We start from the raw sequence: 20,806 nt of genomic DNA, 5'->3' as shown, positions 1-20,806 counted from the left end.
CACCCCCGCACCCCCCGCCGCGGCCTCGTCGGCCGTGCCCCTCCGCCTGGCCGTGGTGGACATGTCCGGCACGTCCATCGTGGAGCACGGGCTCCAGGACACGGCGTTCGCCCGCACATTGGACCAGCACGGCGTCCCGGCGGGCACACCGGAGCACGACGACGCCGCGCGGCGGTTCCGCGCGCTCCGGCCCACCTCGCGCACGGCCGTGTTCCCCCGCGTGTTCGCCGACCGGGCGGTGGCCGCGGCGGCGACCCGCACGTTCGAGGCGGCCTTCGACGCGCTGCTGGCCGAGCACGGCGTCCGGGCCGTGCGGGGCGCGGAGGAGGCGCTCGTCCGCCTGCGTGCGCTCGGCCTGCACGTGTGCCTGTGCACCGGCTACGCCCGCCACACCCAGAACATGATCCTCGAGTCGCTGGGGTGGATGGGCCTGGCGGATCTGAGCCTCTCCCCGGACGACGCCGGCCGCGGCGTCCCCTACCCGGACATGATCCTCACCGCCCTGCTCGGTCTCGACCTGGACGACGTCCGCAGCGTCCTCGTGGTCGGGGACACCGCGGAGGACATGACGGCCGGGCGCCGCGCGGGGGCCGGACTCGTGGTCGGGGTGCGCACGGGTCGCGACGCGGACGACGTCCTGCTCGCGGCGGGCGCGGACCGGGTGGTGCCGGGCCTGGCCGATGTGCCGGACCTGGTGGTCCGCACCCGCTGAGCCGGCGCCGGTCCGCCCCGCGCGGCCGCTCAGCGACGTCGCGGGGTGCGCACTCGGCGGGGCAGCAGCGCCAGCATCATGGCTTCGAGGGCCAGCTGCTCCGGCACGTTGGCGGCGATGCGTTCGCGGGCCGTGGTGACGGCGTCGATCCGGGCGAGCACCTCGGCCGAGTCACCGGCGGCGCCGCGGGCGTACGCCTCGATCTCGCCCCGGCGGTGCTCGTTGATGAGCTCGCCGTCGGCCCCCAGCTGCACGCGCAGCACGTCCCGGAACAGGCCCATGACGTCGATCATGGCCCGGTCCAGCGAGTCCCGGACGGCGCGGCGCCGCCGTCGGGTCTGGTCCTCCTCGAGCCGTTTGACGTGGTGGCGGAGCTTGGGCGGGACGGGCTCGCCGGGCTCGAGGCCCAGGGAGCGGCGCAGCGCCTCGAGCTCCTCGGCGTCCCGGGCTTCGGCGGCGGACTCGGCCTCGGCCTTGGACACCTCGGCCAGCGTGGCGGCCAGCGCCATCGCGTCGGAGACGGCGGTGGCCTGGAGCGGCAGGGAGAGGATGCGTTCGCGACGCTCGAGGGCGTCCGGGTCCCGCGCGAGGCGGCGGGCCATGCCCACGTGCGACTGGGAGATCCGCGCGGTGGTGAGTGCGGTCTCGCGGTCCAGCCCGTCGCGGCGGTGCAGCAGCTCCGCCACCTGCTCCACCGTGGGGATGCTCAGCGTGATCAGCCGGCAGCGGGAGCGGACGGTGGGGAGCACGTCCGCGGGGGACGGGGTGCACAGCATCCAGATCGTGCGGGCCGGCGGCTCCTCGATGGCCTTGAGGAGCACGTTCGTGGCGCGCTCCGTCATGCGGTCCGCGTCCTCCATGAGGAAGATCCGCCAGCGCCCGGTCGCGGGGGTGGACTGGCCGGCCTCCACGAGGGCGCGGACGTCCTCGATCCGATAGCTCACCGCCTCGGTGGCCAGCACGGTCACGTCCGGGTGGGTGCCGCCGAGGACGGTGCGGCACGCGTGGCACTCGCCGCAGCCGCGCGCCGCCGGGTCCGCGACCTCGCACTGCAGGGCCGCGGCGAACGCCCGCGCGGCCGTCGATCGGCCGGAGCCGGGCGGGCCCGTGAACATCCAGGCGTGGGTGGGGCGGTCCTCGGCCGCGGCGCGGCGCAGCTGGGCCACCGCGGCCTCCTGGCCCGCGAGGTCCGCGAACACGGCAGGTGCGGGGGCCGTCATCGGTCGGCCGCCTGGGCGGTGACGCGGGCCAGCGCGCGGGCGGTGAGCTCCTGTGGCGGCAGCGCGCCGTCGAGCACGAGGTACCGCTCGGGCGCGGCCGCCGCGCGGGCGAGGAAGGCGGCGCGCAGGGCCTCGTGCCGGTCCGCCGTCTCCCGCTCCATGCGGTCGGGGGCGCCCTCGCCCCCCGCCGCGCGGCGCTCACGCCGGTCCGCGGCGGTGGCCGCGTCCACGTCGATCAGCACCGTCAGATCGGGGACGAGCCCGTCCGTGGCCCACTCGTTCAGGGCGGCGATCCGCGCCTCGCCCAGCCCGCGCGCCGCGCCCTGGTAGGCCACGGACGAGTCCACGTACCGGTCCGTGACGACGACGGCGCCCCGAGCCAGCGCGGGACGCAGCGTGCGGACGGCATGGGCGGACCGGGCCGCGGCGAACAGCAGCGCCTCGGTGCGGGGGTCCACGGGGGCGTGCTCGGGGTCCAGCAGCAGCTCCCGCAGCGTCTCGCCCAGGTCCGAGCCGCCGGGCTCGCGGGTGAGCACCACCTCGTGGCCCGCGGCGCGCAGGGCCTCGGTCAGGGCGCGGGCCTGGGTGGACTTGCCGGATCCGTCCGGCCCCTCGACGGCGACGAACAGGCCGCGATGCTCGGTCTGGGTGCTCACGCCTCGAGCCTAGACGCCGCCCCGGACGGGGAAGGAACCCGGCCGGGCCGACCGCCTAGACTGACCGGCATGAGCGCCCCCATGCACGTCGCCCTCCTCTTCGACCACTGGCTGTTCCGCGTCCTGGCGATCGCCGCGCTCGTGCTCGAGGTCTGGGCGCTGGTGGACGTCGTCCGGCGCCGCCCCGACGACTTCGCCCGCATCGGGGGCCGGGACAGGAGCTTCTGGCTGATCCTGACCGGCGTCGCCGCCGTCGTCGGGCTCCTCGGCGTGCTCGCGGGCGGCGGGATGGGCATGTTCGGCCTGGTGGCCGCGTGCGTGGCGTGCGTCTACCTCGCCGGCCCCCGCCAGGACATGGGTCCGGCCCTGCGCCGCTGAGGGCCCCGCGCCGTCGGCGCCGCCCTCATGACGACGGCGCCACCGCCGCCCAGCGCACGCTCAGCTCCCCGCGCCGCCACTGGTGCGGGCCGCCCAGCACGGGCCAGCCCGCCGAGCGCAGCGTGCCGACCGTCGCCAGCCACCGCTGCCGCGTCCCGTAGGCCGCGAGCGGGGCGTGCGCGGCCCACGCGGCGTCGGCCTCCGCCAGGAGCCGATGGACGGGCTCGCCGGGCACGTGCCGGTGGATGAGGACCTTCGGCAGGCGCGCCGCCACGTCCGAGGGGCGGGCGAAGGAGCCCAGCCTGAGGGCCACGGTCAGGCTCGCCGGCCCATCCCGGCGCAGATCCACCCAGGCCGCCCGCCGACCGTCCTCGGAGCAGGTGCCCTCCACGAGGACGCCGTCGTCGGCGAGCCCCGCGCACAGCAGAGACCAGATCGCGGGCACGTCCTCCTCCCGGTACTGGCGCAGCACGTTGAACGCGCGCACCACGGTGGGCGGCCGCGGCACGGGCAGCTCGAAGCCGCCGACCGCCCAGGTGACCCCCGGCAGGCCGCCGGCCCGCTCCCGGGCCCGGGCCACCCGAGCGGGGTCGATCTCGAGGCCCACCAGCTCGAGGGCCGGGTTCTGCACGCGCAGCCGCTCGGCCATCTCGACGGCGGTCACCGGCTCCGCGCCGAAGCCCAGGTCCACGGCCAGCGGGCGGGGAGTGCGCCGCAGCAGGGGCCCGTGCACGTCCGTGAGCCAGCGGTCCACCCGGCGCATCCGCTGCGCCGCCGTCGTGCCGCGGGTGATGTGGCCCTGCGGGCCCCGTGTCGGGACTGGGCCGGGCGTCGTGCGCGCGCGCAGCCGCCGGGCCTTCTCCACCATGGGCTCCAGCGTAGGGGAGCGGCGGGACGGGTCCGCCTAGGATGGTGACATGGCGAACACCACGTACACGCTGGTCCTGCTGCGGCACGGTCAGAGCGAATGGAACGAGAAGAACCTGTTCACCGGCTGGGTGGACGTCCCGCTGACCGAGAAGGGGCGCGCCGAGGCCGCCCGCGGCGGTGAGCTGCTGGAGGCGGAGGGCCTCCGCCCGGACGTGGTCCACACGTCGCTGCTCAAGCGCGCCATCACCACGGCCAACCTGGCCCTCGAGGCTGCGGACCGCCAGTGGATCCCGGTCAAGCGCAGCTGGCGCCTGAACGAGCGCCACTACGGCGCCCTCCAGGGCAAGGACAAGGCCCAGGTGAAGGAGGAGTTCGGCGAGGAGCAGTTCATGGTCTGGCGCCGGTCCTTCGACACCCCGCCGCCCGCCCTGGACGACGACTCCGAGTTTTCCCAGGTCGGCGACGAGCGCTACGCGGACCTGGGCAAGGACGCCCCCCGCACCGAGGCCCTCAAGCAGGTCGTCGACCGCCTGCTGCCCTACTGGGAGGAGCAGGTCCTGCCCGACCTCAAGGCCGGCAAGACCGTGCTGATCGCCGCGCACGGCAACTCGCTGCGCGCGCTGGTCAAGCACCTGGACGGCATCTCGGACGAGGACATCGCGGGCCTGAACATCCCGACGGGCATCCCGCTGGTGTACGAGCTGGACCAGAACTTCAAGCCGATCACCGCGAACGGCCGCTACCTCGACCCGGAGGCCGCCGCGGCCGGCGCCGCCGCCGTGGCCGCCCAGGGCTCCGCGCACTGACGCGCCCGACGACGACGGGCCGGGCCCCCGCTCGGGGGCCCGGCCCGTGGCGTCGGGGACGGTCAGGAGCCGGTGGCGTCCGGGCGGTGGGTCGCCCACTCGCCCGTGACGAGATAGCGCACCTTGGCGGCCACGGACAGGCCGTGGTCCGTGAACCGCTCGAGGTAGCGGGAGGCCAGCGTGACGTCCGTGGTGGTGGCCGGCGTCGCGCTCCAGTCCGAGGCGGCGATCGCGCGGAAGACGGACACGTGCAGCGCGTTGACGTCCTCGTTGAGGGTGTCGATCCGGTCCCCGTGCGCCAGGTCCTGGGTCTCGAGCAGCAGGACGACCTCCTCGGCCACCTCCACGGCGGCGTCGCACATCGCGGTGAACACGGTCCGGACCGGCTCCGGGATGACATGCTCGGGGTAGCGCAGCCGGGTCAGCTGGGCCACGTGGCGGGCGAGGTCGCCCATGCGCTCGAGCGAGGAGCTCATCCGCAGCGTGGCGACGACGGTGCGCAGGTCCGTGGCCACGGGCGCCTGCAGCGCCAGGATGCGCACGGCCTGCTCGTCGAGGGACTCCTGCAGCTGGTCGATCCGCGCGTCCTCCGAGATGACCCGTTCGGCGCCGTGCACGTCGGCCGCCTCGAGGGCGGCCTGCGCGTCCATCATGGCGCGGTGCACCAGGCGGGCGATCTCGGTCAGGTCGCGGCCCAGCCGTTCGAGGTCGGCTCGGTAGAGCTCGCGCATGGTCTCCTCTCCCCGGCGACGCCCGTGCGCCGCCGACCCCGAGTCCGCGGGGCAGCGGCCCATCCTGCCAGGGCAAGATGAACGGCCCATGAACGCCGATCGTCCGGCGTCTGGCGGGGCCGGGGCAGCCCGTCTCCGGGCCGCCAGAGGCTAGTCTGGTGCCGTGGATCCCGTCATCATCGGCCTGCTGTGCGGAGCGGTCGGACTGTTCACCGGAGTGGCCTCCATGCTGGCCTTCCGGGCGTCCGAGCGCTCGCGGACGGTGGACCTGACGGTCGGCGAACCCACCCTGGCGCCGGGCGCCGCCGAGGTCCTCTCCGTGGTCGGCCGCGCGTACGCGGTGGTGGACGACGTCGACGGTGTGGTGCGGGCGAACCCCGCGGCCTACGCCCTGGGCCTCGTGCGGGGGCACTCGCTCGTCCAGGACCAGCTGCGGGAGCTCACGCGGACCGTGCGGGCCGACGGCGTCATCGTCGAGCGCCGCATGGAGCTGCCCCGAGGACCCCTCGGGCAGTCGAGCCTCGTCGTCGAGCTGCGCGTGGCCCCGCTGGACGAGGAGTACATCCTGATCCTGGCCGACGACCGCACGGACGTGACCCGCACCGAGGCCATGCGCCACGACTTCGTCGTCAACGTCTCGCACGAGCTCAAGACGCCGGTGGGTGCCATCTCCCTGCTCTCCGAGGCCATCGGCGACGCCGCGGAGGACGAGGAGGCGGTGCGTCGCTTCGCCGCACGGCTGGGCGTCGAGTCCCGCCGGCTCACGGCCCTCGTGCAGGACATCATCGAGTTCTCCCGGCTGCAGGCCAAGGACGTGGTCCAGGACGGGGGGCCCGTGGACCTCAACGCCGTCGTCGCCGATGCCGTGGACCGCCTGCGCCTGACCGCCGAGGACCGCGGCATCGCGCTGCGCGTGGGCGGCCGCGTGGACGCGGTGGTGCACGGGGACCAGGACCAGCTGATGACCGCGGTGCGCAACCTGGTGGACAACGCGGTGCGCTACTCCCCGGAGGGCACCACGGTGGGCATCGGCCTGAGCTCCGTGGACGGGCTCGCGCAGGTCACCGTCACGGACCAGGGCATCGGCATCAGCCCGGAGGAGCAGGAGCGGGTCTTCGAACGCTTCTACCGCGTGGACGCGGCGCGGTCGCGCCAGACGGGCGGCACGGGCCTGGGGCTGAGCATCGTCAAGCACGTCGTCATCAACCACGGAGGGGAGGTCACCCTCTGGTCCCAGCCGGGCCGCGGGTCGACCTTCACCATCCGCCTGCCCGAGTGGGGGGACGGTGTCGCCGTCGACGGCGCGCCGGGCGCCGCCCACGTCACCGAGCGGCGCGGTCACCGGGTGACCGCCTCGGCCGCACACCCGACCCGGAAGGAGACGAGCGCATGAGCCGCATTCTGATCGTGGAGGACGAGGAGTCGTTCAGCGACCCCCTGTCCTACCTCCTGGAGAAGGAGGGGTTCGAGGTCACCGTCGCCGCCGACGGCAACGAGGCGCTGAGCGTCTTCGAGCGCGACAGCGCGGACCTGATCCTCCTGGACCTGATGCTCCCGGGGATGTCCGGCACCGAGGTGTGCCGTCAGGTGCGCCAGCGCTCCAACGTCCCCGTGATCATGCTGACCGCGAAGGACTCGGAGATCGACAAGGTCGTCGGCCTCGAGCTCGGCGCGGACGACTACGTGACCAAGCCGTACTCCTCGCGCGAGCTGGTGGCCCGCGTCCGCGCCGTGCTGCGCCGTCAGGGGGAGCAGGAGGAGCCGATGTCGGCGACCATCAGCGCCGGCCCCGTGCGCATGGACGTCGAGCGGCACGTCGTCTCCGTGGACGGCGAGCAGGTGTCCCTGCCCCTCAAGGAGTTCGAGCTGCTGGAGATGCTGCTGCGCAACGCCGGGCGCGTGCTCACCCGCGGCCAGCTGATCGACCGCGTGTGGGGCTCCGACTACGTGGGGGACACCAAGACCCTCGACGTGCACGTGAAGCGCCTGCGCTCCAAGATCGAGCCCGACCCCTCGAGCCCCCGCTACCTCGTCACGGTGCGCGGTCTGGGCTACAAGTTCGAGGCCTGACCGACGCGCTCCGCCCGGGACGACGACGGCCCCGGCTCCACCTCGCGGTGGGGCCGGGGCCGTGGCGTGCCGGGCGCGGGCCCGGCGGAGGTCAGTGCTCCTCGCCGTAGTGGTGGGTCTCCTCGTGGAGGTGCCCGACGAGATCCTCGTCTGCGGGCTCGACGCCCTCGGGGAGCAGGTCACGGTACTGCTCCTGGGTGGCGCTCAGCAGCGGGACGGCCAGGTCGGCGGTGCCGCCGGTGCCGGAGACGGTCACGGGCAGGTTCTCGCCGACCCACACGCCCTCGCGCTCCAGGACGGTCGTGTTCGCGTCGTCCTCGAGCTTGCGGCTCTCGCCGGCGGGGACCCTCAGGGTCGCGGAGCTGCCGCCCTCGGCCTGGAAGGTGTAGGTCTGGTCCTGGCCGGAGGTGTTCTCCACGGTGCCGATCAGGCGGGCGGGACCCGACTCGCCGTCGCCGACGAGGGCGAGGTTGCGGTAGCTCAGGAAGTCCTGCTCCTGGCCGTTGATGCCGTCCGAGGCGGAGTACTGGATGGCGGTGGCGATCGGGCTCACGGCGGAGCAGCCGGTGGCGCCCAGCAGGGCGACCGCGGCCAGCGCACCTGCGGCGAGGTGGCGCCGGGCGGGCCGGGATGCGTTCTTCACAGAGGTCTCCTCAGGTGCGATGACGTGCTCAGGAGCCCCGAGGCAGGGGTCCTGCCAGGTCAGGCTACCGCATCCCGGGACGCCGACAGGCGTGTGGCGCGGGGTCCTCCACTATCACATCCGGAGGCCGAAGATGTGACGGCACGCGCGGCATGACGAGGCCGCATGATAGAATGAGACGACTGAAAGGGGCACAACAACATGGTTTTTGAGGTCGGAGAGACCGTCGTCTACCCCCACCACGGTGCTGCGCGGATCGAGGAGATCAAGATGCGCACCATCAAGGGGGAGGAGAAGATGTACCTCAAGCTCAAGGTGGCACAGGGAGACCTGACCATCGAGGTCCCTGCGGAGAACGTCGACCTCGTCGGCGTGCGTGACGTCGTGGATGCGGAGGGGCTCGAGCACGTCATGGAGGTCCTGCGGGCCGAGCACGTGGAGGAGCCGACCAACTGGTCCCGCCGCTACAAGGCCAACCTGGAGAAGCTCGCCAGCGGCGACGTCAACAAGGTGGCCGAGGTCGTCCGTGACCTGTGGCGCCGCGACCAGGACCGCGGCCTGTCCGCCGGCGAGAAGCGCATGCTCTCGAAGGCCCGCCAGGTGCTCGTGTCCGAGCTGGCGCTGGCCAAGAAGGTCACCGAGGAGGAGGCCGAAGGCCGCCTGGACAAGGTGCTCGAGGGCTGACGAGCAGCACACGGCAGGGGAGGGGCCCGCGTCCACGACGCGGGCCCCTCCCCTGCCTCGCCCCCGGTCACGGCCGTCGCCGCCGTCGGGGGTCCCGGGCCGCGGACACCGGCGCGCTCCCTAGGATGAGGCCATGCCCACCGCCCTCGTGATCGCCGCCGCCGGCGCCGGCACCCGCCTCGGCGCCGGGCTGCCCAAGGCCCTCGCCCCCCTCGCGGACGGCCGCACCCTCCTGCACCACTGCCTGGCGTCCGTCGCCGCCGCACGCGCCGCCGGGCTCGCCCTGGACGCCGTCGTGGTGCTCACCCCGCCGGCGGAGGCCGACGCCGGCCGCGTGGCCGCCGAGGTCGACGCCGGCCCGCGCCTGGATGTGCCCGTGCACTGCGTGCCCGGCGGCGTCGAGCGCGCGGACTCGGTCCGCGCCGGACTCGCCGCGGCCTCCCGCGCTCTGGCCGACCTCGCCCCGGCAGGGGCGCCCCGCCGCGTCCTCGTCCACGACGCGGCCCGCGCGCTGACCCCGCCGAGCGTGTTCGCTGCCGTCACGGCGGCGCTCGAGACCGGCGCGGTCGCCGTGGTCCCGGGCCTGCCGCTGACGGACACCGTCAAGCAGGTCACCTCCGGACGGGGCGGCGTCGACGTCGTCGCGGCCACGCCGGCCCGCGCCGGACTGCGCGCGATCCAGACGCCGCAAGGCTTCGACCTGGACACCCTGCTGGCGGCCCACGAGGCCGTGCGCACGGACCCCACGCTCGACGCCGCGGCGCTCACCGACGACGCGATGGTCATGGAGGCCGCGGGGCACGAGGTCGTGGTGGTGCCCGGCGACCCGGCCGCGTTCAAGGTCACCGCCCCCGCCGACCTCGACCTCGCCCGCCTCGAGCTCGCCGTAGCGCTCCCACGACCGGACGTCGAAGTAGACGTCGCCCGAACCGTCCTGCGCGGGGTAGGCGTGGCCGCGCTCCATCAGGCGCTCGATGAGCGCGAACATCTCGGGCACGTGGCCGCCGCCCCGCCGTCGCGGCCGCCCCCCTGCCGCGCGTGGGGATCGGCACCGACGTGCACGCGTGGGCACCCGAGGATGCCCCCCGGCCCCTGTGGCTCGGCGGCATCCACTGGCCCGGTGAGCGGGGCGTGGCCGCGACCTCGGACGGGGACGTGGCCGCCCACGCGGCGTGCAACGCCCTGCTCTCCGCCGCCGGCCTCGGTGACCTCGGGGCCGTGTTCGGCGTCGACCGGCCCGAGATGGCGGACGCCTCCGGCGCGGACATGCTCCGCGAGGTGCTGCGCCTGCTGACGGAGGCGGGCGTCGCCGTCGGGAACGTGGCGGTCCAGGTGGTCGCCCCCCGGCCCAAGGTGGGCACGCGCCGCGCGGAGATGGAGGCCGCCCTGTCCACCGCCCTCGGCGGGGCCCCCGTGTCCGTCTCCGCCGCCACCACGGACCGGCTGGGGTTCATCGGGCGCAAGGAGGGGCTGGTCGGGATCGCGACCGCGCTCGTCATCCCTGCGGCCTGAGCCCGCGCCGGCGCACCGACTAGGCTGGCAGAGCCCCGTCAGGACCCCGCCCCTCCGGAAGGACCGCGCCCCCATGGCCCAGCGCTTCTACGACACCCGCACCGCGCAGATCCGGGACTTCGAGCCCCTCGTGCCCGGCGAGGCGTCGGTGTACTACTGCGGGGCCACGGTGCAGGGCATGCCGCACGTGGGCCACGTGCGCAGCGCGATCGTGTTCGACATCCTCATCCGCTGGCTCGAGGCCACGGGGCTGCGCGTCACCTCGGTGCGGAACGTGACGGACATCGACGACAAGATCCTCGACCGCTCGGCCGCCTCCCACGAGGCCGGCTTCGAGGCCTCGGACCTCTACCCGGCCCGCGAGCCGTGGTGGGCCCTGGCCTACCGGTTCGAGAAGGCGTTCGACGCCGCCTACCTCGCCCTCGGCGTCCGCCGTCCCACCTACGAGCCGCGCGCCACCGGCCACGTGCCCGAGATGTTCGCGCTCATCGAGCGCCTGATGGAGCGCGGCCACGCCTACCCCGCGCAGGACGGTTCGGGCGACGTCTACTTCGACGTCCGGTCGTGGGAGCGCTACGGCGAGCTCACCCGCCAGCGCGTGGAGGACATGCAGGACGCGCCCGACGCCGACCCGCGCGGCAAGCGCGACCCCCGCGACTTCGCCCTGTGGAAGGGTGCCAAGCCCGGCGAGCCCGCCACCGCCGTGTGGGATTCGCCCTGGGGGGTCGGCCGCCCCGGATGGCACCTGGAGTGCTCGGCCATGTCCACGAAGTACCTCGGCGCCGAGTTCGACATCCACGGCGGCGGCCTGGACCTGCGGTTCCCGCACCACGAGAATGAGCTGGCCCAGTCGACGGCCGCCGGTGACGGCTTCGCCCGCTTCTGGCTGCACAATGGGCTCGTCACCTACGGCGGGGAGAAGATGTCCAAGTCCGTGGGCAACACGATCTCCCCCGAGGAGATGCTCGGCATGGCCCGCCCGACGGCGGTGCGCTACTTCCTGGGGCAGGCCCACTACCGCTCCCAGCTCGACTACCGGCCCGGCGCCCTCGACGAGGCCGAGGCCGCCGTCGAGCGCATCGAGGGCTTCACGGCCCGCGCCCGCGCCGCGGGTGCCGTCCCGCCCGCCCCCGACGGGGCGCTCGCGGACCGCGTGCCCGCCGCCTTCCGCACCGCCATGGAGGACGACCTGAACGTGCCCCAGGCGCTCGCGGCCCTGCACGAGGCCGTGCGTGCCGGCAACTCGGCGCTGGCCGGGCAGGACCTCGACGCCGCGGCCGCCCGCCTGGCCGAGGTGGAGGCCATGACCGCGGTGCTGGGCCTGGACGACGTGCCCGAGGGTGACGACGCCGCGGCCGGCCCGGTGTCGGACGCCCTCGACTCGCTCGTCCGCTCGCAGATCGAGGCGCGGGCGCAGGCCCGCGCGGACAAGGACTGGGCCACCGCGGACCGCATCCGGGACGCGCTGGCCGCGGCCGGCGTCGTGCTGGAGGACGGTGCCGACGGCGCCACATGGCGCCTGGCGGACTGACACCTAGACTGGAGGGCGATCCGGCGGCGCCCCGCGTGCCGCCGCCCCCGTTCCCGGCACGCAGGAGTCCCGCCATGTCCACCGCACCCCGCTCCGGCGGATCCCGCAAGCCCAAGGGCAAGAAGGGCCCCATGAAGGGCACCGGCGGCCACGGTCGCAAGGCGCTCGAGGGCCGCGGACCCACCCCCAAGGCCGAGGACCGGGTCTACCACAAGGCGCACCGTGCTAAGCAGCTGGCCGAGCGCTCGGCCGCCAAGCGCGGCCCCGTGACGGACCAGGTCCGCGGCCGCGTGAAGCTCACGGACGAGACCGTCTCCGGCCGCAACCCCGTGCTCGAGGCGCTGCGCGCGGGCATCCCCGCCAAGGCGCTGCACGTGGCCGTGCGCATCGAGATGGACGACCGCGTCAAGGAGGCCCTGCGCCTCTGCCTCGAGCAGGGCGTGCCGGTCCTGGAGAACACCAAGCCGGAGCTGGACCGCCTCTCCGGCGAGGCCGTACACCAGGGCATCGTGCTGCAGATCCCGCCCTATGAGTACGCCGACGCCACGGCCCTGGCCCTCGACGCGCTCGCGAAGCACGAGAAGGGGCACCTGCGGACCCCGCCGCTGCTGATCGCGCTCGACGGCATCACCGACCCCCGCAACCTCGGCGCCATCATCCGGGCCGGCTCCGCGTTCGACGCGGACGGCGTGATCGTGCCCGAGCGCCGCTCCGTCGGCGTGACCGCCACCGCCTGGCGCACCTCGGCCGGCGCGGCCGCGCGGGTGCCCGTGGCCCAGGCCGGCAACCTGAACACCACCCTCGTCGACCTGCACAAGGCTGGCTACTTCGTGCTGGGCCTCGACGGCGGCGGGGACGTCTCCCTGCCCGGGCTCGCCCTGGCCACGGAGCCGCTCGTGCTCGTGGTGGGGGCCGAGGGCAAGGGTCTGTCCCGCATGGTGCGGGAGCACTGCCAGCAGATCGTGTCCATCCCGATCGACTCGACGATGGAGTCCCTCAACGCCTCGATGGCGGTGGGCATCTCCCTGTACGAGATCTCGGTGCAGCGCGCCGGCGGGCGCTGACCTCCACGGCGTCCCGCCCGGGATGACGGCCGGGCGGGGACGCGGGTGTGGCGCACGGCGCCGACGGGCGCAGAGTGTCCACGGTGACGCCGATCACATGGCAGGATGTCGCGTGGATGCGCGCACGTCTTGCCCGTGATGCGTGTCACCGCGCACAGTGTCTGCACTGTGTCCGACGGGCCCCCGTCGGCGAGCGCATCCCGCACCGCACCATCAGAACGAGGTCCGTCTCATGAAGCACCGCTCCCTCCCCCTCACCGCCGCCCTCGCCGTCGCCGCCCTCGGGCTCACGGCGTGCGGCGACTCCGGCTCCGGCGGTTCCGGCTCCTACACCGTGGGCATCAACCAGCTCGTCTCCCACCCGGCGCTCGACGGCGCGGCCGAGGGCTTCAAGGAGGCGTTCACGGACGCCGGCCTGGACGTGACGTTCGAGGAGCAGAACGCCCAGGGCGAGCAGGCCACCGTCACCTCCATCGCCTCCACCTTCGCCAACGACGGGGACGTGGACCTCGTGGCCGCGATCGCGACCCCCGCCGCGCAGGGCACCGCCTCGGCCGTGAAGGACAAGCCGGTCGTGTTCATGGCGGTCACCGATCCGAAGGGCGCTGAGCTCGTGGCCTCGGACGAGGCCCCGGGCGGCAACGTCACCGGCGTCTCGGACCGCAACCCGGTCAAGGAGCAGCTGCAGCTGCTCAAGGACGTGAAGCCGGACGCCACGACCGTCGGCATCGTCTACAACTCCGGCGAGGCCAACTCCAAGGTCCAGGTGGACCAGGCCAAGGAGGCCGGCAAGGAGCTGGGCCTCGAGGTCAAGGAGGCCACCATCACCAACTCGTCCGAGGTCCAGCAGGGCGTGCAGTCCCTGTCCGGCGTGGACGGCATCTACGTGCCCACGGACAACGCCGTCGTCTCGGCGCTGGAGACCGTGGTGGGCTACGGCAAGGAGCAGCGCGTCCCCGTCATCTCGGCGGACATCGACTCCGTCGAGCGCGGCGCCCTGGGCACGTACGGCATCGACTACAAGGCGCACGGCAAGCAGGCCGGCGAGATGGCCGTGAAGATCCTCAAGGACGGCGCGAAGCCGGCCGAGCTGCCCGTGGGCTACGCCGACCCGGCCAACCTGCAGCTCGTGCTGAACCCGACGGCCGCCGAGGCCTACGGCGTCGAGATCCCCGCCGAGCTCAAGGACAGGGCCGACCAGCTCGTCGAGGGCTGATCCCGCGCCTGCCCGCCTCCGCGGCGGCCCGGACCACGGGGTCCGGGCCGCCGCGGAGCACGTCGACGGCCGGCCCACCCCGTCCCGCCGTCGTCCGTCCCCCTCGCACCGCCCGAAAGGCACCCACCCCATGCTGACCGCAGTGGAACTGGGTCTGATCTACGCCGTCGTCGCGCTCGGCGTGTACCTGACCTTCCGCATCCTCGACTTCCCCGACCTCACGGTGGACGGCTCGTTCACCACCGGCGCCGCCACGGCCGCCGTGCTCATCACGGGCGGCACGCCGGTGCCCCTGGCCATGCTCGCCGCCTTCGTGGCGGGCGCGCTCGCGGGCCTCGTCACCGGCCTGCTGCACACCAAGGGCCGGATCGACGGCCTGCTCGCCGGCATCCTCACGATGATCGCGCTCTACTCGATCAACCTGCGGATCATGGGCAAGGCCAACATCCCCCTGCTCGGCCAGGACACCCTGTTCACGTGGCTCGGCGATCTGGGCCTGGCCCGGAACTGGGGTTCGATCCTCGTCCTCTTCCTCGGCGTGTTCGTGGTGAAGCTGATCCTCGACTGGTTCCTGCACACGGACCTGGGCCTCGCCCTGCAGGCGACCGGTGACAACGAGGAGATGATCCGCTCGTACGGCGTCTCCACGGACCGGATGAAGATCCTCGGCCTCATGATCTCCAACGGCCTCGTGGCCCTCGGCGGCTCCCTGCTGGCCATGTACCAGGGCTTCGCGGACATCTCCATGGGCATCGGCCTCATCCTCGTGGGCCTGGCGTCCGTGATCGTGGGCCAGGCCGTGTTCGGCCAGCGCACGGTCTTCTGGGCGACGCTCGCCGTGATCGTCGGCGCCGTGCTCTACCGCCTGATCATCCAGTTCGCCCTCAACGCGGGCCTGAGCCCGAACGACATGAAGCTGATCTCCGCGGCTCTCGTCGTCGTGGCCCTGCTGCTGCCGCGTTTCGGCTTCGCCAAGCGCCTGAGCCTGCGCACTCGGGGCACGGCCGCGACCCCGGGGCCGGCCGCCGCCGCACCGGCCACCGCCGGCATGCCCCTGACCGGCGAGCCGGGCGGCGCCACCCCCGCCGCATCCGTCCCCGAGGAGGCCCCCCGTGCTTGAGATCTCGCAGGTCTCCAAGACCTTCTTCCCGAACACCGTCAACGAGCGGCGCGCCCTGCAGGGCATCGACCTGCACCTGGCCGAGGGCGACTTCGTCACCGTGATCGGCTCCAACGGCGCCGGCAAGTCCACGATCCTGAACACGATCGCCGGCAAGCTGCTCCCGGACACCGGCACCGTGGCCGTGAGCGGCAAGGACGTCACCCGCATGCCGGACCACCGCCGCGCGGCCTCGATCGGCCGGGTGTTCCAGGACCCGACGGCGGGCACGGCACCGAACCTCACGATCGAGGAGAACATGGCCCTGGCCTGGCGACGTGGGCACGCCCGCGGGCTCTCGCGGGGCGTCTCCCGCGCCCGGCGCGCCACGTTCCGCGACGAGCTCACGAAGCTCGAGCTCGGCCTGGAGAACCGCCTCACCGCCAAGGTGGGGCTGCTCTCCGGCGGCCAGCGTCAGGCGCTGAGCCTGCTCATGGCCACGTTCTCGGGCCCGAAGATCCTGCTGCTGGACGAGCACACCGCCGCCCTGGACCCGTCCCGGGCGGAGCTGGTGACCCGTCTGACCCGGCAGGTGGTGGCCGAGCACCGGCTCACCACGCTGATGGTCACGCACAACATGTCCCAGGCCCTCGAGGTCGGCAACCGGCTGATCATGATGCACGACGGCCGGATCATCCTCGAGCTGGACGAGCAGGAGAAGGCCGGGCGCACCCCGGCGGACCTGTTGGCCGAGTTCGCCAAGATCAAGGGTGCCGTCGTGGACGACAAGACCATGCTGTCCTGAGCGCTCCGTCCGGCGCCCCCGTCCCCGGCCCGCCCCTCCGCCCCACGGCGGGCGGGCGGGCCGGCCGTTCTCACCGGCGCGGCCGCGGGGTAGCGTCGTGGCGTGAGCACCGTGAAGCCCGACACCCAGAGCGCCACCGCAGCCGATGTCCGCCTCCAGACCGTCACGGGGCGTATCCCGGTGACGGACGTGCAGCCCGTCGTGCTGGACGGCCGGTTCCCGGCGAAGGCCGTGGTCGGCGAGGACATCCCCGTCCGCGCCACCGTGTTCCGCGAGGGCCACGACTCCGTGCGCGCCACCGTCCGTCTGCTCGACCCGGCCGGCGCCGAGGTGCAGCGCGTGCAGATGCGTCCGGGCCGGCCCGGGCTGGACGAGGTCGTGGCCACGCTGCGGCCCGCCGAGCCGGGCCTGCACCAGTTCGTGGTCGAGGGCTGGGACGACCCGGTGGGCACGTGGAAGCACGCGGCCACCGTCAAGATCGCCGCCGGCATCGACGTGGAGCTGATGCTCGCCGAGGGCGCCGCCCTGTTCCGCCGGGCCGCCGAGGACGCGGAGCGCTCGGCCGAGGACCGCGCCGTGTTCGAGGAGGTCGTCCGCGGCCTCGAGGACGAGTCCCTCATCCCGGTCCAGCGCCTGGCCTCCGCCGAGTCGGCGGAGGTGTCCGCCGTCCTCCACGCCCGCCCCGTGCGGGAGCACCTCACAAGCTCCGAGCTCTACCCGCTGGACGTGCAGCGTGAGCTCGCCGGCCGCGGCGCCTGGTACGAGTTCTTCCCCCGCTCCGAGGGCGCCCGCTTCGACGAGGCCTCCGGCACGTGGTCCTCCGGCACCTTCGCGACGGCGGCCCGCCGGCTCCCGGCGGTCGCCCGGATGGGCTTCCAGGTCGCCTACCTGCCGCCGATCCACCCGATCGGCACCTCGCACCGCAAGGGTCCGAACAACACGCTGACGGCCGGTCCGCAGGACCCGGGCTCGCCGTGGGCGATCGGGGCGCCCGAGGGCGGACACGACGCCGTGCACCCGGACCTGGGCACCGTCGAGGACTTCGAGGCGTTCGTGGCCACGGCCGCGGACGAGGGCCTCGAAGTGGCCCTGGACCTGGCCCTGCAGTGCTCCCCGGACCACCCGTGGGTCGCCGCGCACCCGGAGTGGTTCACCACCCGCGTGGACGGCACCATCGCGTACGCGGAGAACCCGCCGAAGAAGTACCAGGACATCTACCCGCTGAACTTCGACAACGACCCGGACGGCCTCGCCCAGGCGGTGCTGGACGTGGTGCGGGGCTGGGTGGCCCGCGGCGTGCACATCTTCCGCGTGGACAACCCCCACACCAAGCCCCTGTGGTTCTGGGAGTGGCTGATCGCCAAGGTCCGCGCCGAGGAGCCGCGCGTCGTGTTCCTCGCCGAGGCCTTCACCCGTCCCGCGATGATGCACGCCCTGGGCAAGGTCGGGTTCCAGCAGTCCTACGGGTACTTCACCTGGCGGAACACCGCCGAGGAGCTCGCGGAGTACCTCCAGGAGATCTCGCACGAGACGCCGGCGTTCTACCGCCCCAACCTCTTCGTCAACACGCCGGACATCCTCACGGAGTACCTGCAGCACGGCGGCCCGGGCGCGTTCCGGATCCGCGCCGTCGTCGCCGCCACGGCCAGCCCGCTGTGGGGCGTCTACGCCGGGTTCGAGCTGTTCGAGCACGTGGCCCGGCCCGGCGCGGAGGAGTACATCGACAACGAGAAGTACGAGTACCGGCCCCGGGACTGGGAGGGCGCGGAGGCCGCGGGTGCCTCGCTCGCCCCGTACCTCACCCGGCTCAATGAGATCCGCGCTGCGCACCCGGCGCTGGGCGACCTGCAGAACCTGACCCTGCACGCCTCGACGCACCCGGACCTGCTCGTGTTCTCGAAGACGCGCTCGGCCCGGCCCGAGGGCGCGCACCGGGACGCCGAGGCGGTCACCGACGCCGGTCCCGCGGAGGACACCCTGATCGTCGTCGTCACCACGAACCCGCACGACGTCGTCGAGGCGACCCTGGACCTGGACCTCGAGGCGCTGCGTCTGCGCCCCGAGGACCGCGACGCGTCCGGGGCCGTCGAGGTGGAGGACCTGCTCACCGGCCAGCGCTGGCAGTGGGGCCGCACCCCGTACGTCCGCCTGGACCCGAACGTCGAGCCCGCCCACGTCCTGCGGGTCGTCCGGAACGGCTGAACCGCTCCCGACGCCTGCCGTCCCCAGAACAGGAACCGCCATGACCCCGTCCGCCGCCCCCCGTCCCGCCGCCGCCCCGCTCGCCGTGGACCCGGAGGTGCTGGCCGCCGTCGCGCAGGGCCGGCACCACGATCCGCACACCGTGCTGGGCGCCCATCCGCATCCCGACGGCGCCGCGGTCACCTACCGCGTGCTGCGCCCGCTGGCGCGCACGGTCACGGTGGTCCGCGCCGGCGACGGGCAGCGGGTGGAGCTGACGCACGAGCACGACGGCGTGTTCGCGGGCGTGGCCCCGACGCCCCGCGTGGCCGGGGCCGCCGCGGGCGACTACCGCGTCGAGGTGGCGTATGAGACCGAGGACGGCACGACCGGCCCCGTCCAGGAGCAGGACGACGCGTACCGGCACCTGCCCACGCTCGGCGAGCTGGACCTGCACCTGATCGGGGAGGGCCGGCACGAACGGCTGTGGGAGGTGCTCGGCGCCCGCGTGGTCCGCACCTCTGCCGACGAGGCCGTCGGCACGGCCTTCGCGGTCTGGGCGCCGAACGCGCGGGCCGTGCGCGTGGTGGGCGACCACAACGGCTGGGACGGCCGGACCCACGCCATGCGGTCCCTCGGCTCCTCCGGCGTGTGGGAGCTGCTGGCGCCCGGCATCGGTCACGGCGACCGCTACAAGTTCGAGATCCTCGGCCGGGACGGGCTCTGGCGGCAGAAGGCGGACCCGCTGGCCCGCTGGACGGAGGTCCCCCCGGCCACGGCCTCGCGTGTGCTGGAGTCCGACTACGCCTTCGGGGACCGCACCTGGATGGAGCGCCGCCGCGTCACGGACCCGCACGAGCGTCCGCTGAGCATCTACGAGGTGCACCTGGGCTCATGGCGGCCCGGGCTCGACTACCGCGAGCTGGCCGAGCAGCTCGTGGAGTACGTGCAGTGGCTCGGGTTCACGCATGTGGAGTTCCTGCCGGTCGCGGAGCATCCGTTCGGCGGGTCCTGGGGCTATCAGGTGACCGGCTACTACGCCCCCACCTCCCGGTTCGGCTCCCCGGACGAGTTCAAGCACCTGGTGGACGCGCTCCACCGGGCGGGGATCGGCGTCATCGTGGACTGGGTGCCGGCGCACTTCCCGAAGGACGAGTGGGCGCTCGCGCGCTTCGACGGGACCGCCCTGTACGAGCACCCGGACCCGCGGCGGGGCGAGCATCCGGACTGGGGCACCCTCGTGTTCGACTTCGGCCGCACCGAGGTCCGCAACTTCCTCGTGGCCAACGCGCTCTACTGGCTCGGCGAGTTCCACATCGACGGGCTGCGCGTGGACGCCGTCGCCTCGATGCTCTACCTGGACTACTCGCGCGAGGACGGGCAGTGGGAGCCCAACGTGCACGGCGGCAACCACAACCTCGAGGCCATCGACTTCCTGCGCGAGGTCAACGCGACCGTGTACCGCCTGCACCCCGGCGTCCACATGATCGCGGAGGAGTCCACGGCCTTCTCCGGGGTGAGCGCTCCCGTGGACGCGGGCGGTCTCGGCTTCGGCAAGAAGTGGAACATGGGCTGGATGCACGACACCCTGGCCTACCTGTCCCAGGACCCGGTCAACCGCCGGTGGCACCACGGGCAGTGGACGTTCTCCATGGTGTACGCCTACTCGGAGAACTACGTGCTGCCGCTGTCCCACGACGAGGTCGTCCACGGCAAGGGCTCCCTGCTGGGCCGCATCCCGGGCGACCGCCGGCAGCAGCTGGCCACCCTGCGCGCCTACTACGGCTACATGTGGGCGCACCCCGGCAAGCAACTGCTGTTCATGGGCGGGGAGTACGCGCAGCCGAGCGAGTGGTCCGAGGGCGAGGGCCTGGACTGGCCCGTCTCGTGGGACGAGGCGCACCGCGGGGTCCAGCTGACGATCCGGGAGCTCAACGCGCTCTACCGCAGCAAGCCGGCGCTGTGGTCGCTGGACCACAGCCCGGAGGGATTCGCGTGGGTGGACGGCGGCGACGCCGACGGCAACACGCTCGTGTTCCTCCGCATGCCCGCTGCGCAGGTGGTGCCGGAGCAGCGGATCGACGACGGCGACGCGGTCCCGGCCGCCGAACCGGGCGGCGCCCCGCTGCTGTGCATCACCAACCTCTCGGGGTCGCCGCGTCAGGGGCTCCGGGTGGGGGTGCCGTCCGCAGGGGAGTGGACGGTGGTGCTGGACACCGACGCGATCGACTTCCACGGTGACGGCTGGCGGGAGCAGACCGGCCAGTCCGAGGTGATCGCCGCCCATGAGGGCCAGTGGCAGGGCCAGCCTGCCCACGTCACGGTGAACGTGCCGGCGCTGACCACCCTGTGGCTCCAGCCGCATCCGGACTCGACGGTCACGCCCTGACGTGTGGTGCACGTCACGATCGACGGTCTCGGCGCGGGAGTGCCGAACCGAGTCGGACGGCATCGAGGAATCCGCGAGAACACGCGGAAGTCGACCGTCCGCCCGGGACTGCACGCCGGGTGTCACCCCTGATTTTGTGTTCGGTGGGGTTCGTGTGTAGAGTTCCATCTCGTGCTCAAGACGCCGACCGGGTGACCGGGAGGCGGGGTGAAGAACACAGAATCCGCGGATTCATGCCG

General features: G+C 73.6%; 19 protein-coding genes and 2 pseudogenes. 15 read left to right on the top strand and 6 right to left on the bottom strand.

The window, feature by feature from the left end:
* A partial coding sequence (locus tag J1M44_RS04790; protein ID WP_241252813.1) for an HAD family hydrolase occupies positions 1-712 on the top strand: 712 nt, incomplete at its 5' end.
* Between the two features lie 29 nt (positions 713-741).
* Here J1M44_RS04790 and J1M44_RS04785 read toward each other — a convergent pair.
* The gene (locus J1M44_RS04785) at positions 742-1,932 is read right to left on the bottom strand and encodes a DNA polymerase III subunit delta' (protein ID WP_206480690.1); all 1,191 of its coding nucleotides are present in this window, start codon (positions 1,930-1,932) and stop codon (positions 742-744) included.
* Positions 1,929-2,588, bottom strand: coding sequence for a dTMP kinase (gene tmk / locus J1M44_RS04780; protein WP_049159615.1), 660 nt, complete (start codon positions 2,586-2,588; stop codon positions 1,929-1,931). Before tmk ends, J1M44_RS04785 begins: the two co-directional genes overlap by 4 nt.
* An 81-nt stretch (positions 2,589-2,669) precedes the next feature.
* On the opposite strand from tmk, the gene J1M44_RS04775 reads away from it, so the two are divergent.
* Entirely contained in the window at positions 2,670-2,966 is a 297-nt protein-coding gene (locus tag J1M44_RS04775; protein ID WP_012750739.1) for a DUF2516 family protein, read from the top strand.
* Positions 2,967-2,991: 25 nt separating this feature from the next.
* Here the strand turns inward: J1M44_RS04775 and J1M44_RS04770 are convergent, their stop codons facing one another.
* Complete coding sequence (locus J1M44_RS04770; RefSeq protein ID WP_049159612.1) at positions 2,992-3,834, bottom strand: hypothetical protein; 843 nt, start codon at positions 3,832-3,834, stop codon at positions 2,992-2,994.
* A 49-nt stretch (positions 3,835-3,883) separates the two neighbouring features.
* Between J1M44_RS04770 and J1M44_RS04765 the strand changes: the two genes are divergently transcribed.
* The gene (locus J1M44_RS04765; RefSeq protein ID WP_002858068.1) at positions 3,884-4,642 is read left to right on the top strand and encodes a phosphoglyceromutase; all 759 of its coding nucleotides are present in this window, start codon (positions 3,884-3,886) and stop codon (positions 4,640-4,642) included.
* Between the two features lie 62 nt (positions 4,643-4,704).
* On the opposite strand, the gene phoU is transcribed toward J1M44_RS04765, so the two are convergent.
* Positions 4,705-5,373, bottom strand: a complete 669-nt coding sequence (gene phoU, locus J1M44_RS04760; RefSeq protein ID WP_206480689.1) for a phosphate signaling complex protein PhoU — start codon at positions 5,371-5,373, stop codon at positions 4,705-4,707.
* A gap of 163 nt (positions 5,374-5,536) precedes the next feature.
* Between phoU and J1M44_RS04755 the strand changes: the two genes are divergently transcribed.
* Both J1M44_RS04755 and J1M44_RS04750 read left to right on the top strand, forming a co-directional pair.
* Complete coding sequence (locus tag J1M44_RS04755; protein ID WP_002858070.1) at positions 5,537-6,766, top strand: sensor histidine kinase; 1,230 nt, start codon at positions 5,537-5,539, stop codon at positions 6,764-6,766.
* On the top strand, positions 6,763-7,443 hold the full coding sequence (locus J1M44_RS04750; protein ID WP_002858071.1) for a response regulator transcription factor: 681 nt from the start codon (positions 6,763-6,765) through the stop codon (positions 7,441-7,443). The genes J1M44_RS04755 and J1M44_RS04750 overlap by 4 nt, the downstream gene beginning before the upstream one ends.
* A gap of 91 nt (positions 7,444-7,534) precedes the next feature.
* Here J1M44_RS04750 and J1M44_RS04745 read toward each other — a convergent pair whose 3' ends face one another.
* On the bottom strand, positions 7,535-8,086 hold the full coding sequence (locus J1M44_RS04745) for a hypothetical protein (RefSeq protein WP_002858072.1): 552 nt from the start codon (positions 8,084-8,086) through the stop codon (positions 7,535-7,537).
* A gap of 201 nt (positions 8,087-8,287) precedes the next feature.
* Here J1M44_RS04745 and J1M44_RS04740 point away from each other — a divergent pair, with 201 nt between their 5' ends.
* The gene (locus tag J1M44_RS04740; protein ID WP_002858073.1) at positions 8,288-8,770 is read left to right on the top strand and encodes a CarD family transcriptional regulator; all 483 of its coding nucleotides are present in this window, start codon (positions 8,288-8,290) and stop codon (positions 8,768-8,770) included.
* A gap of 133 nt (positions 8,771-8,903) precedes the next feature.
* Positions 8,904-9,587, top strand: a pseudogene (locus J1M44_RS11640) (IspD/TarI family cytidylyltransferase); the annotation flags it as partial.
* Between the two features lie 42 nt (positions 9,588-9,629).
* On the opposite strand, the pseudogene J1M44_RS04735 reads toward J1M44_RS11640, so the two are convergent.
* Positions 9,630-9,782: pseudogene (locus tag J1M44_RS04735) on the bottom strand (cysteine--tRNA ligase); the annotation flags it as partial.
* Positions 9,783-9,808: 26 nt separating this feature from the next.
* Here J1M44_RS04735 and ispF point away from each other — a divergent pair.
* The 8 genes from ispF to glgB all read left to right on the top strand — a co-directional run bounded on the left by ispF (position 9,809) and on the right by glgB (position 20,567).
* On the top strand, positions 9,809-10,282 hold the full coding sequence (ispF, locus tag J1M44_RS04730; protein WP_342356568.1) for a 2-C-methyl-D-erythritol 2,4-cyclodiphosphate synthase: 474 nt from the start codon (positions 9,809-9,811) through the stop codon (positions 10,280-10,282).
* A gap of 73 nt (positions 10,283-10,355) precedes the next feature.
* Positions 10,356-11,813 (top strand): cysteine--tRNA ligase, encoded by a 1,458-nt coding sequence (gene cysS / locus J1M44_RS04725; protein ID WP_206480688.1) that lies wholly within the window; start codon positions 10,356-10,358, stop codon positions 11,811-11,813.
* A gap of 74 nt (positions 11,814-11,887) precedes the next feature.
* Positions 11,888-12,877, top strand: a complete 990-nt coding sequence (gene rlmB / locus J1M44_RS04720) for a 23S rRNA (guanosine(2251)-2'-O)-methyltransferase RlmB (RefSeq protein WP_002856490.1) — start codon at positions 11,888-11,890, stop codon at positions 12,875-12,877.
* A 232-nt stretch (positions 12,878-13,109) separates the two neighbouring features.
* The gene (locus J1M44_RS04715) at positions 13,110-14,093 is read left to right on the top strand and encodes an ABC transporter substrate-binding protein (RefSeq protein ID WP_002856492.1); all 984 of its coding nucleotides are present in this window, start codon (positions 13,110-13,112) and stop codon (positions 14,091-14,093) included.
* 130 nt (positions 14,094-14,223) lie between these two features.
* Positions 14,224-15,213 carry an ABC transporter permease gene (locus J1M44_RS04710; protein ID WP_002855118.1) on the top strand — a complete coding sequence of 330 codons (990 nt, stop codon included), beginning with the start codon at positions 14,224-14,226 and terminating at the stop codon, positions 15,211-15,213.
* The gene (locus tag J1M44_RS04705) at positions 15,206-15,997 is read left to right on the top strand and encodes an ABC transporter ATP-binding protein (protein ID WP_002855120.1); all 792 of its coding nucleotides are present in this window, start codon (positions 15,206-15,208) and stop codon (positions 15,995-15,997) included. The genes J1M44_RS04710 and J1M44_RS04705 overlap by 8 nt, the downstream gene beginning before the upstream one ends.
* Positions 15,998-16,099: 102 nt before the next feature.
* On the top strand, positions 16,100-18,199 hold the full coding sequence (locus J1M44_RS04700) for an alpha-1,4-glucan--maltose-1-phosphate maltosyltransferase (protein ID WP_145032415.1): 2,100 nt from the start codon (positions 16,100-16,102) through the stop codon (positions 18,197-18,199).
* 40 nt (positions 18,200-18,239) lie between these two features.
* Entirely contained in the window at positions 18,240-20,567 is a 2,328-nt protein-coding gene (gene glgB, locus J1M44_RS04695; RefSeq protein WP_002855123.1) for a 1,4-alpha-glucan branching protein GlgB, read from the top strand.
* Positions 20,568-20,806: the final 239 nt, after the last annotated feature.

The sequence above is a fragment of the Micrococcus sp. KRD128 genome (assembly GCF_017168395.1).
GTDB classification, from domain to species: Bacteria; Actinomycetota; Actinomycetes; order Actinomycetales; family Micrococcaceae; genus Micrococcus; species Micrococcus luteus.
This window is presented reverse-complemented; position numbering and strand designations above follow the sequence as displayed.

Bases quoted from the DNA above. Each gene is read 5' to 3' on its own strand.
- J1M44_RS04770 (WP_049159612.1), bottom strand. From the start codon at position 3,834: ATGGTGGAGAAGGCCCGGCGGCTGCGCGCGCGCACGACGCCCGGCCCA.
- cysS (WP_206480688.1), top strand. From the start codon at position 10,356: ATGGCCCAGCGCTTCTACGACACCCGCACCGCGCAGATCCGGGACTTC.
- J1M44_RS04750 (WP_002858071.1), top strand. From the start codon at position 6,763: ATGAGCCGCATTCTGATCGTGGAGGACGAGGAGTCGTTCAGCGACCCC.
- rlmB (WP_002856490.1), top strand. From the start codon at position 11,888: ATGTCCACCGCACCCCGCTCCGGCGGATCCCGCAAGCCCAAGGGCAAG.
- J1M44_RS04715 (WP_002856492.1), top strand. From the start codon at position 13,110: ATGAAGCACCGCTCCCTCCCCCTCACCGCCGCCCTCGCCGTCGCCGCC.
- glgB (WP_002855123.1), top strand. From the start codon at position 18,240: ATGACCCCGTCCGCCGCCCCCCGTCCCGCCGCCGCCCCGCTCGCCGTG.
- J1M44_RS04710 (WP_002855118.1), top strand. From the start codon at position 14,224: ATGCTGACCGCAGTGGAACTGGGTCTGATCTACGCCGTCGTCGCGCTC.
- J1M44_RS04775 (WP_012750739.1), top strand. From the start codon at position 2,670: ATGCACGTCGCCCTCCTCTTCGACCACTGGCTGTTCCGCGTCCTGGCG.
- J1M44_RS04765 (WP_002858068.1), top strand. From the start codon at position 3,884: ATGGCGAACACCACGTACACGCTGGTCCTGCTGCGGCACGGTCAGAGC.
- J1M44_RS04785 (WP_206480690.1), bottom strand. From the start codon at position 1,932: ATGACGGCCCCCGCACCTGCCGTGTTCGCGGACCTCGCGGGCCAGGAG.
- J1M44_RS04740 (WP_002858073.1), top strand. From the start codon at position 8,288: ATGGTTTTTGAGGTCGGAGAGACCGTCGTCTACCCCCACCACGGTGCT.
- phoU (WP_206480689.1), bottom strand. From the start codon at position 5,373: ATGCGCGAGCTCTACCGAGCCGACCTCGAACGGCTGGGCCGCGACCTG.